This window comes from Streptomyces sp. NPDC051020, from assembly GCF_040683105.1.
GTDB lineage: Bacteria > Actinomycetota > Actinomycetes > Streptomycetales > Streptomycetaceae > Streptomyces.
The window spans coordinates 1-10,648 of sequence record NZ_JBFBCG010000134.1 but is presented as its reverse complement, the minus strand read 5'-3'; the positions used below and the strand labels follow the sequence as shown (position 1 = coordinate 10,648).

Here is a 10,648-nt window from a genome sequence, read left to right as displayed (position 1 = left end):
ACCAAGGGTGGCCTGCAGTCCGCCACCAAGTCCCTCGCCATCGAGTACGCCACCCGCGGCATCCGCGCCAACGCCGTCTCCCCCGGCACCATCCGGACCCCGATGCACGCCCAGGAGACCCACGAGTTCCTCGCCGGCCTGCACCCCGTCGGCCGCATGGGCGAGATCACCGACATCGTCGACGCCGTCCTCTACCTGGAAAACGCGCCGTTCGTCACCGGCGAGATCCTCCACGTCGACGGCGGCATGAGCACCGGCCACTGAACCCCGGCAACCTCCACCACCAAAGGCCGACCGCATCAACTCCCGGGAGAACCGCCATGCACCACACCACCACGGACGACGAGAAGATCCTGCGCAGTGTCCTCGACGGCTGGAAGGCCGCCGTCGACCAGCACCAGCCCGGCCAGGTTGCCGCCCACTTCACCGAGGACGCCGTCTTCCAGGGCCTGCACCCCTACACTGTCGGCCGCGCCGGCATCGCCGCCTACTACGACGCACAGCCCCTCGGCCTGACTGCCCACTACCGCATCCTGGAGACCCGGCACCCGGCCGACGGCCAGATCCTCGGCTACCTGAGCGTCGACTTCTCCTTCACCGACCGCCCCACCCTCACCGTCCACCTCGGCATCCTGCTGCAGCAGACGGACCACGGCTGGGCTATCGCCCATTACCAGGTCTCCCACCTGGAGTGATCACCGCCCGCTGTCATCCAAGCCCTGCCCTTGCCATCGGGGGGTCGGTGGCCTGGTGATGGCCGGCTCTCCGACGGACGCATAAAGTGCCGCAAAGGGAAGAAATATGGCTATGACCGCCTAAAAATCGAGCGCCAGAAAGGGTGCACAGAGCGCCGAACTCGTATCCCTTGGTATGAGGCGACCTCCGATCCGCAGCGGTGCTGTCAGACGGGCCCACAGCCGTTTTCTCCTCCCGCAGAAGGGAGTTGGATCGCCCAGATGAGTGAGAGCGACTGTTTGAGACTCAGCGGCCGAGTTGGCCCTTCAGCTCTTGAGTTGGCCCGTCTGAGCTTCAGGGGCGCGTAGGACGACACGTCACGCCGCAGTTTGGGCCGCCCCCCATGAGTTCCGGAGCGTTTTCACGGTGGCGCAACTGCGTGTCGGCTGCCGCGCAACTGTGTATCACCCGGGTATCGGCGCCTGTCAGGCCGCGGTGACTGCCTCAAGGACTCTCGGACTCCGCGGGGTTTCCACTGTCCGGCACGGCATGATGGAGCTCCGGCCGACACCTCGCGCGATGGATGTACATGTCTGATCCCACCCACGTGACCCCTGAAACTGCGGAAATCACCGCGACCCCACCGACCTCGGTGACCATCCTCCTCGTCGAGGACGACGAGGTGATCCGCAGATCCGTCGCGATGGCCCTCGAACGCTACGGTTACCACGTGACCGTGGCGGGCGATGGGCTGACCGGTCTGGAGCTGTTCCGGGAGGCCCACCATGACCTGCTTCTGCTCGACGTGATGCTGCCGGGCCTGGACGGGATCGGACTGTGCCGCCGGATCAGGGAGACCAGCATGGACCCGATCCTGATGATGTCCGCGCGTGGCGACGCCCTCGACGTGGTCTCGGGCCTGGAAGCCGGCGCCGACGACTACGTGATCAAGCCTGTCGACACCGCCGTCCTGGTGGCCCGGATCCGCGCGCTGCTGCGCCGCGCCACCGCCGTCCCCACCGCACAGGCCGGTGGGGCCGAGCGCCCCGCTCCGGCCGGCCTGCTGGTCTTCGGCGACCTGACCATAGACCCCGCTGCTCTGGAGGTCTGCCGGGAGGGCAAGGAAATCGCCCTGGCCCCCACCGAGCTGCGGCTACTGCTGGAGTTCGCGGCGCACCCCGGCATCGTGCTGGACCGCCAGACCCTGCTTCGCAATGTGTGGGACTACGGCTGGGAGGGGGCCAGCCGAGATACGGCCGGAAGGGATAGCAGCCCGACCTTGAGCGGGTGACTGGTGTTTCCGGGGCCGCTATTGGCGGGGGTCGCCGGTGTCGCGGAGGTTGTGCATGGTGGGGTCGTTGTTGATGGCCGGGGCCTGGCGGATCGCACCGAGGACGGTGGCGGGCAGGGTGTCGGGCCAGTCGTCGGCTTCGACGAGGTGGTGCTGGCCGGCGAACCACACGGTGGCCAGGAGCGAGGCAGCGGTGCGCTGGTGGAGGTGTTCGCACATGCCGCCCTGGCGGGCGGTGGTCCCGGCGGCCTGCTCGATCTGTACGCGGACGGCTTTCTCCAGGTCGGGCTGGAGTGGGCCGCGGCCGTACTGGATGAGTTACATGCCCTCGCGGGCGAGGTGGTCCAAGAAGCGTTCGTAGGTCTCCCAGTCCTTGCCGCCCGGCCTGGGCGTACTTGATGAGTATCGCGGTGATGTCCGCGATCCGGTTGGTCTGGCCGGTGAACTGCTCGACGAGGAGTGCCACCTGCTCGTTACTCAGGTTTCCGTCACGGCGGGGCTGCTTGCTGCTGTCGGTCACGGGTGTCGAGCGTAGAGGCCGTGCGGCCGGTGCGTACGGGGGTTCTCCAGGGCCGTCGTATCGGCTGGTGATCATCCTGGTACGGTCCCGCCCAGAAGTGATCGTTTTCGTACCAGGGGCGGGGACCGGCGGCGTGACCTCGATAGAACGGACCGCGTATCCGCGCTTCAAGCGGCTGATGTCGGCGCGGGAGATGCATGTCTTCTTCACCCCCAAGCCCGAGGAAGCGGCGTGGGTGCGGGATCGGACCCGCTCCGATGAGCACCTGCTCGCCCTGGCCCTGGCGCTGAAGTGCTACCAGAAGCTGGGCTACTTCCCGAAGGCGGACGAGGTCCCCGAGGCGGTGGTCGAGCACGTGCGGGGCGGGCTGGAGCTCGCCGAGGGCACCGGGCCGCACTACGAGTCGGCCAACACCGCCAAGCTGCACCGCAAGCTGGTGCGCGAGCGGCAGGGCATCTCCTACGACCAGGAGCGGGCCCGTCAGATCGCGGAGGAGGCAATCCGGTCGGCGGCGCTGGTGAAGAACAACCCGCCGGACCTGATCAACATCGCGCTGGAGGAACTGGTCCGGGCGACCTGCGAACTCCCGGCGTTCCGCACCCTGGACGAGATGGCCGCCCGCATCCGCCGGGAGGTCAACGAGGACATCTTCCACGCCGTCTGGTCCCGGATGACGCCGGAGGACCGGGCCCGCCTGATAGGGCTGCTGGACGTGGGCGGCGTGGACCGAAAGAGTGGGCTGAACCGGCTGAAGAAGCCTGCGAAGCGGCCCAGCTGGAGCCATCTGAAGGAGCAGCACAGGCACCTTAAGTGGGTGGACGGGCTCGGGGACACCGACGCGTGGCTGGAGGGCATCGCCCCGGGGAAGATCGCCGACTTCGCCGCCGAGGCCGGCGCTTTGGACGCGGCGGAGCTGCGGGACTACGAGACGGGCAAGCGCACCGCGCTGCTGGCTTGCCTGGTGCACACCGCCCGCCGACGGGCCCGGGACGACCTGGCGGAGATGTTCTGCCGTCGGGTGGCCACCAAGCTGAAGAACGCGAAGGACGAGCTGGAAGAGATCCGCAAACAGCAGCAGGCGCTGGTGGAGCGGATGATCGGCACCTATCGCACGGTGCTGGAGCGGATCGACCCCGCCGACCTCGTCCCGCGCGGCCCGGACGGGGCCCCGGCGCCGTTCCCGGCGGGGAAGAAGGCCCGCCGCAGAGCAGCGCAGGCGCTGGCCGCCCAGCGGGCCGTCGCTCTGGCGATGGCGCAGAAGGCGGTGCTGGCCTCCGGTTCGTTCGCGGAGGAGTTCGCCGACATCGAGGCGGTGGCCGCCCACCACGGCAACAACCACGAGGTGCTGGTCGCCCGCTTCTACAAGCGGGACCGGGCGCCGGTGTTCGACCTGGTGGGCACGCTGGAGTTCGAGGCGGTCAGCGAGGACCGGCGGGTGCTGGACGCCCTCGCGCACGCGCGGGCCCACCAGAACGCGACTCGGGAGTACGTCTCGGAGCTGTACGAGGGGCAGCCGCTGGACCTCGGCTTCGCCTCGCAGAACTGGCAGCGGGCCGTCCGCGACCGGCGCCGGCCTGGCATGCTGGACCGGCGGCGCTTCGAGGCCCTGGTCTTCACCTCTCTGGCCGACCACCTGCGGACCGGTGATGTGGCCATCACCGGCTCGGACACCTTCGCCAACTGGCTCGATCAGCTGCCCGCCTGGGAGGAGTGCGGGCCGAAGCTGGCGCAGTTGTGCGAGGAGACCGGGCTGCCGGATACGGCCGCCGGGTTCACCGCGGCCCTGCGCGGGCGGCTGGAGGCCACGGCGGCGGAGGTGGATTCCGGGTACCCGGACAACGCGGACCTGGTCATCGACGAGAACGGGGTGCCGACGCTGCGCAAGCAGCGTGCCAAGGGCGTCAGCGCCATGGCGGAGGCGCTGGAGGCGGAGGTCAAGGCGCGGATGCCGGAGCGCACCCTGCTGGGCATCCTGTCGCGCACGGCGTACTGGGTGGAGTGGTGGCGCCGCTTCGGCCCGGCCTCCGGCAGCGACCCGAAGCTGAAGGACCCGTTCGGCCGGTATGTGCTGTCGACCTTCGTGGGCGGCATCAACATGACGTACGCCGAGGCGGCGCGGCACATCTCAGGGGTGTCCGCGCACGAGCTGGGCGGGATCACGAACCGGCACCTGAGCGTCGACAAGATCAACGAGGCGATCGCCGACGTGGTGAACGCGTTCATGCGCCTGGACCTGGTCAAGGCGTGGGGCGACGGGACTTCCGTGGCGGCCGACGGCACCCAGATGGACACCTTCATCGACAACCTGCTCGCTGAGACGTCGATCCGGTACGGGGGCTTCGGCGGCATCGCATACCACCACATATCAGATCAGTACATCGCGCTCTTCTCCAGGTTCATCCCCTGTGGCGTGTGGGAGGCCGTCTACATCATCGACGGGCTGCTGAAGAACGCCTCCGAGATGCGGCCGGACACGATCCACGCCGATACGCAAGGCCAGTCGTTCCCTGTCTTCTGTCTCGCCCATTTGATGGGGTTTGAGTTGATGCCGAGGATACGGAACTGGAAGGACCGCACGTTCTACCGGCCCTCCGCGAGTGCCCGCTATCGGCACATCGACGTCCTGTTCGACCAGGGTGGGCGCAACGTCATCGACTGGCGGCTCATAGAGAAGCACTGGCGCGATCTCATGCGGGTCTCGATCGCGATCCGGGAGGGCACCCTGGCCTCGCCGCTGCTGCTGCGGCGCCTGGGCAGCAACTCCCACCGCAACCAGATCTACCGGGCCTTCCGCGAGGTGGGCCGGGCGGTCGCGACCGTGCAGCTGCTGCGGTTCATCTCGGACTCCTCGCTGCGACGCCGGGTGACGGCGGCCACCAACAAGGTGGAGTCCTTCAACAACTTCACCGACTGGCTGGCGTTCTGCAACGGCGGGGTGATCGCCGAGAACGACCCGGTCGAGCAGGAGAAGGCGGTGAAACTGACGTCTCTGCTCGCCAACTGCGTGATCTTCCATACGACCCTGGACCTGATGGGCGTGGTGCGTGAGCTCCAGGCGGAGGGCTGGGGGATCACCGGGGAGGACCTGGCCGCGATCAGCCCGTACCTGACCGACCACATCATGCGGTTCGGCACCTACGCCACCACCGAACTGACGGTGCGGCCCGACGCGTTCGACCCGCACCTGGACGTCGAGTTCGAGGCGGAGGAGGAAGTGCCAGCCGCAGCGTGAGTTGTCTCGGGTCCCGAGGGATCTTGGAGGGCAACCGGAATGCGCCGGAAATTGCCGTAGCCCTCTTCCGGTCAATTCAGCTCAGACGGCAGCTGAGGAGGGCGAGCCCGGCGGCGGCACGGTGCTGGTAGGGGCGCAGGCCCGGACTCGGCAGAGCTCAGGGGAACTCAAGGGATGTCGCACATCCGGGCTGTTGGGGGATGGTCTGCCAGCGCAGGACAGCGGTGCCCCAGGTCATGCCCGCGCCGATCGAGGCGAGGACGATGTGGGCGCCGTCGTGGAGGCGGCTGGCGGTGCGGGCGGCGTCCAGGGTGATGGGGATGGAGGCGGCGCCGGTGTTTCCGTAGGTCCTGCCGGTCATGAAAAGTTGTTTCGGGTCGGCGTCCGCGTCGGTGAGGACCTGGCTCACGAGGTGGACGGTGGGGGATGATGAGGTCGATGTCGTCGAAGGTCATCGTGGTCGCGTGCAGGGCCTGGGCCAGGGCGCGTGGCAGGTGGTCCTCGATGAAGGCCCGGGTGGCGCGGCCGTCCATGACCAGGGTGTAGGGGTCCTGGGAGCGGCCGCTGTCCAGGATGATGCGGACGTGGTCCGTTTTGGTGCCGTCCGAGCCGATGGTGAAGTGCAGGAACCCGTACGGTGCGGGCACGGTGTCGAAGACCACGGCGCCGGCGCCGTCGCCGAACTGTCATGGCTGGGCCGCCTCAGGTTCGGGTCTGGGCAGTCTGAATGCCCCCACTCGGCCACTTATTGCTTGCACTCAACTCCTCAACGTTACGAAACGTGAGGTGCGCCATATTCAATGCACCTGACATGTGTTCTGATGGGCCGCCGGTAACTTCCTGTCATCAACCTGACAATGCAGGGTGATTGCCGCAGCGTCAGACTGCCGAACCGGCCACTCAATCCGGCTCAGTGAGCCTGCGCACCATGCCCTTGGCCAACGGGCAAGCGCCATTTCCCGTTCAGCGATCCTGAAAGGCCCTACAGCCATGGCCGGAGCCAAGAACGGCGTCTTCGCCGAGAAGATCTCCCCGTACTTACGCAAGAAGATCGAGGAAGCCGGTGGGTCGCTCCCGTTCCTCGACATCCAGTACGCCGTTGACCCTGCTGAGGCTGTCGAGCAGACCTTCGAGGTCGCCCGTCACTACCAGTCGGAGATGAGCACCCTCTTCGAGGGGCGTGAAGTGCGTGGCGTCGAGAAGTTGTACCGGCGGACCCTGCTGGTCGAGCCCACAACAATCTGTGCCGCCCACTGCCGCTGGTGCATCCGCGGGCAGTACGACACCGCCACGCTCTCCCGTGAGGATCTGGAACTCATTGCCCGCTACTGCGGGACGGCTCCGGAGAACCAGGATGTTCGTGAAGTGCTCGTAACCGGTGGTGACCCGCTGATCCTGGTCGACCGGATCGAATGGCTGCTGGACGCACTGGAAGAACACGCACCCCAGGTCGAGATCGTGCGCATCGCTACCCGGGTGCCCCTCCAAGACCCGCGTCGGGTCGATGCCCGTATGCAGCACGCACTGCGACGCCGTTCGACGTTCCGGGTCGAGATCGCCACCCACATCAACCACAAAGGCGAGCTATTTCCCGAGGTCAGGGAGGCGTATACGGCGCTGCAGGAGGCCGGGGCACGCATCTACGACCAGACGGTCCTGCTACGCGGGCTCAACGATAGCCTCGACACCCTCGTCGGGCTCTTCGATGAGCTGCGTTACATGGGAATCGAGGCGCACTACCTGTTCCACTGCGTCCCGATCCGCGGCATGGACCACCATCGCACGTCCGTCGAGGAGGGCCTCGAACTGCACCGCCGGCTGGGAGCGTCGGGTCTGACGTCCGGCCGTATACGCCCGCACTTCACGCTGATGACGGATGTCGGCAAGGTGCCGCTGTACGAAGGGTCGATCATCGGCCGGGACGAGCACAACCGGATGCTGATACAGACCGCCTACCGGTACGAGGAGAGGATGTCCTGGGTCCCCGGCTGGCAGCTTCCCGAAAATGCCAGCGTCGACGACAACGGGTTCCTGCAGGTGTGGTACTTGGACGCTATCGGCGGGAAGGCCGAGTTCTGATGCCCCGCCTCTGGCTCGGCAACGCCTGCACCGAGCACATGGTCGACCGCATGGACCTGCTCACGCAGAATGACTTCGACGGCATCCTGTTCGCGATGAAGCGCCTGGTGTGGCTGATGCGCGACGGCGACGCCCTCGTCCTGCCACGACCGGTGCCTGACGACTTCCTACATCACGTCGCCCAGCACACGGGTATCTCCCCGGCCCTCATCCACGTGATCGCACCAGACGCGGACCTCCTCACCCAGGACTTGCTCCACTCCAAGGAGATCCTCGGCCGTCTGAGGGAACTGGTCACTCCTGACTGGGAGTTCTGTCCGTACATCCACGACCGGGGCGCCGAGGTGTTCGCGCGTGAACTCGGCCTCGTCACCGGATCACGGTTCGTCGCGGAAGGCGGTGCGGAACTGCTCAACAGTAAGGTCGTCTTCCGTGCCCTGGCCGCGGGGGCCGGGTTCGCTGTCCCCGACGGCATACCGTGCCGCACCACTGAGGATCTGCTGCGCACGCTGCATCGGCTCTTGGCCGCACACCCGGCCGTCATCCTCAAACGCGACCGCGCCGTCGGCGGCCACGGCAACACAGTGATCACCACCGACCCGGACCTGGAAGGCACAGGAGCCCAGCACACGATCGTCCTCGGCGATCCGACCGATAACGAACAGGTGCTCAAGGAAGCCGGGTTGACCACCACCCATGCCCCGCAGGGAGAGATCGTCCTGGAGGTGTTCCACCCAGACTGCACGTCCGTGTACGTCGAGGTGGACTGCCCCGAACACGGCGAAGCTGTCGTACTCAACGGAGGACAGCTTCGTACCGACCAGCATCCGCCGGTCCTCGCCGGACTCGCGCTGCCGCCCCGGAGCGTGCCCGGACCGGCGTGGGAGCACTTCACCAGCGAGGCCCTGCGGATGGCCCGCTTCATGCAGAGCCTGGGTTATCACGGTCTGGCCAGCATCGACGCGGTGATCGACCAGGCCGGCAACGCATGGTTCAACGAGGTAGACGCGCGTCTGGGCGGCAGTACCCACCTGCATCACATCGCCGAGACTCTTGTCGGCCCGGACTGGACGGACAGCCACGTCCTGATCAGCAGGTTCAACGTCCGGGCACCCGCGCTCGCCCATCTTCTGCGCGCCATGCGAGAACACGGGCTCGCATGGGATTCCCGGCACGGTCATGGCATCGTCATCGCCTCCGATGACACCGCCGCCACCGGCAACATCGAGTACGTAGTCCTGGCGCACGACCACGAAGAAGCCAGCGACCTCGAAGACCAACTGACCGGCCTCCTGGCCCGGCACGACAGTTAAGGATCACTACGCGTGGCGTACCGCGGCCTGTTCACCAAGCACGTCTCGATCTGGGCCGCGGTCGTCACGGCCAGCCGCCTGCCGGTGGCGATGGCGCCGCTCGCCTTCCTCTTCTACGGGCGCGGTACGGACGCCGGTTACAGCGGCGGCGCCGCGATGGCCGCCTCGTACGCCATCGCGGAAGCGATAGGGGCCCCGCTTCTCAGCATGCGCCTGCGCACGCGCCCCTACCGCCGGGAGATCACCGTTGGACTCGGACTGTCCGCCGTCGCCTTCGCCCTGCTCGCTTTCCTTCCCACCCCCGGCACCGTGCTCGCCGTGATCCTCGCCGCAATTGCCGGCGCCGCCGCAGCCGCCGCACCCGGTGCACTGCGCACCATGGCTGAGGACCTCGCACCCAGGAAGCGCCTCCACGCCGCCCTCAGCCTGGAATCCACGCTCAACATGGCTGCCTGGGCCGCCTCACCGGCCCTGGTGTCCTTACTCGCGCTCGAGTCCGGCCCGCAGACCCCGTTCCTCCTCGCCGCGCTCGCCACGTGCGCCGCCACCGCCGCGCTGTGGCTGCTGCCCGACAAGACCGGCGCCACGGACGACGGACAGCGCGCCCCGCTCAAGCAAGCCCTGACGGCCTGGCCCGTCTACCTGACCAGCATCGCGGCCATGTACCTGCTGGCCAGCATCGAACTCACACTGCCCGCCCTGCTCCAGCACCGGGAGCTGCCCGTTTCCTACAGCGGTCCGATCCTCACCGGCTTCGCCCTCGCGAGTATCCTGGGCGGCCTCGTCTATGGCGCGCGCACCTGGCCCGGCAGTGTGCAACGGCAGAGCACCCTTCTGCTCGTCATCATGATTATTGGCGTCGCCGCCACCGCACTCGCCTCCACCTGGACCGTGATCGCCGCTCTCCTCGCTCTCACCGGTCTTTTGCAGGCAGCCGTACTGATCACCCGTAACCTCACCCTCCGCGAACAACTGCCCGCTGACCTTCACCCCGTCGGCTACTCCGTCCTGTACGCCGGCAGCGGCATCGGCTACGGCCTCAGCGCTGCCGCCACTGGCCTCCTCCTCACCGTCACCACTCCCGACACCGTTATCCTCATCGCCACGGGCACCACGTTCCTGCTGACTGCAGCGACGTGGCTCAGGCGGAGGACCCCAAAGGACAAGCAGCGGTCTGCGGATATCCAGCGGCAGGACGACCCTCTCCTTGAGGAAGGGTGAGAGAACGTCCCCAGTCGCGTACATGCCGAGCGCTGAAGTACCTACGGCTTAACGTTCGCCGCTTCCCCGGCTGCTCGTGCCGCCGGTTCAAGAGGTCCCCTGGGGAACTCGCGGCCGGGGTTGGGTGGGGAGTCGCTGACGAAACTGCCGGTTCTCGGGGTCCCGTACTGGTGATGCTCCAGGATTGGACGCCAAGGAATGATCTCGTTCCCCTGCCGGTGGTGGAGGGTTGCCGGCCCGCCGGACGCGCGTCCGGCGGGCCCGGCACGGGCGGGGGGGCCCCCCGGGGATCCGGAACGGGGTTGATAATGTGACCC

The 10,648-nt window shown here is 67.5% G+C and carries 10 protein-coding genes; 8 read left to right on the top strand and 2 right to left on the bottom strand.

Translation table 11 applies throughout. From position 1 onward, the window contains the following. The 3 genes from AB0N06_RS36185 to AB0N06_RS36175 form a co-directional block, all read left to right on the top strand. On the top strand, positions 1–264 hold a 264-nt coding region (locus tag AB0N06_RS36185; RefSeq protein ID WP_366138934.1), incomplete at its 5' end, for an SDR family oxidoreductase. A 56-nt stretch (positions 265–320) separates the two neighbouring features. Next, positions 321–695, top strand: coding sequence for a nuclear transport factor 2 family protein (locus AB0N06_RS36180; RefSeq protein ID WP_366138933.1), 375 nt, complete (start codon positions 321–323; stop codon positions 693–695). Positions 696–1,264: 569 nt separating this feature from the next. Further along, positions 1,265–1,966, top strand: a complete 702-nt coding sequence (locus AB0N06_RS36175; protein WP_366138932.1) for a response regulator transcription factor — start codon at positions 1,265–1,267, stop codon at positions 1,964–1,966. Between the two features lie 18 nt (positions 1,967–1,984). Here the strand turns inward: AB0N06_RS36175 and AB0N06_RS36170 are convergent, their stop codons facing one another. After that, positions 1,985–2,185, bottom strand: a complete 201-nt coding sequence (locus AB0N06_RS36170; protein WP_366138931.1) for a hypothetical protein — start codon at positions 2,183–2,185, stop codon at positions 1,985–1,987. On the opposite strand from AB0N06_RS36170, the gene AB0N06_RS36165 reads away from it, so the two are divergent. Both AB0N06_RS36165 and AB0N06_RS36160 read left to right on the top strand, forming a co-directional pair. Next, the gene (locus AB0N06_RS36165; protein WP_366138930.1) at positions 2,174–2,365 is read left to right on the top strand and encodes a hypothetical protein; all 192 of its coding nucleotides are present in this window, start codon (positions 2,174–2,176) and stop codon (positions 2,363–2,365) included. The two genes, AB0N06_RS36170 and AB0N06_RS36165, sit on opposite strands and share 12 nt — an antisense overlap. Positions 2,366–2,619: 254 nt before the next feature. Then, the gene (locus AB0N06_RS36160) at positions 2,620–5,718 is read left to right on the top strand and encodes a Tn3 family transposase (RefSeq protein ID WP_366138929.1); all 3,099 of its coding nucleotides are present in this window, start codon (positions 2,620–2,622) and stop codon (positions 5,716–5,718) included. Positions 5,719–5,875: 157 nt separating this feature from the next. Here the strand turns inward: AB0N06_RS36160 and AB0N06_RS36155 are convergent, their stop codons facing one another. Beyond that, a complete protein-coding gene (locus tag AB0N06_RS36155; RefSeq protein WP_366138928.1) occupies positions 5,876–6,127 on the bottom strand; it encodes a 3-oxoacyl-[acyl-carrier-protein] synthase III C-terminal domain-containing protein in 252 nt (83 codons plus the stop codon). Between the two features lie 581 nt (positions 6,128–6,708). Between AB0N06_RS36155 and AB0N06_RS36150 the strand changes: the two genes are divergently transcribed. The 3 genes from AB0N06_RS36150 to AB0N06_RS36140 are packed head-to-tail and all read left to right on the top strand — an operon-like array spanning position 6,709 to position 10,331. Beyond that, positions 6,709–7,797: a radical SAM protein gene (locus AB0N06_RS36150; protein WP_366138927.1), complete on the top strand. Its 1,089-nt coding sequence runs from the start codon at positions 6,709–6,711 to the stop codon at positions 7,795–7,797. Then, complete coding sequence (locus AB0N06_RS36145) at positions 7,797–9,110, top strand: peptide ligase PGM1-related protein (protein WP_366138926.1); 1,314 nt, start codon at positions 7,797–7,799, stop codon at positions 9,108–9,110. The genes AB0N06_RS36150 and AB0N06_RS36145 overlap by 1 nt, the downstream gene beginning before the upstream one ends. Positions 9,111–9,122: 12 nt before the next feature. Further along, positions 9,123–10,331, top strand: coding sequence for an MFS transporter (locus AB0N06_RS36140; RefSeq protein ID WP_366138925.1), 1,209 nt, complete (start codon positions 9,123–9,125; stop codon positions 10,329–10,331). Positions 10,332–10,648 lie beyond the last annotated feature (317 nt).

Bases quoted from the DNA above. Each gene is read 5' to 3' on its own strand.
- AB0N06_RS36180 (WP_366138933.1), top strand. From the start codon at position 321: ATGCACCACACCACCACGGACGACGAGAAGATCCTGCGCAGTGTCCTC.
- AB0N06_RS36175 (WP_366138932.1), top strand. From the start codon at position 1,265: ATGTCTGATCCCACCCACGTGACCCCTGAAACTGCGGAAATCACCGCG.
- AB0N06_RS36170 (WP_366138931.1), bottom strand. From the start codon at position 2,185: ATGTGCGAACACCTCCACCAGCGCACCGCTGCCTCGCTCCTGGCCACC.
- AB0N06_RS36145 (WP_366138926.1), top strand. From the start codon at position 7,797: ATGCCCCGCCTCTGGCTCGGCAACGCCTGCACCGAGCACATGGTCGAC.
- AB0N06_RS36150 (WP_366138927.1), top strand. From the start codon at position 6,709: ATGGCCGGAGCCAAGAACGGCGTCTTCGCCGAGAAGATCTCCCCGTAC.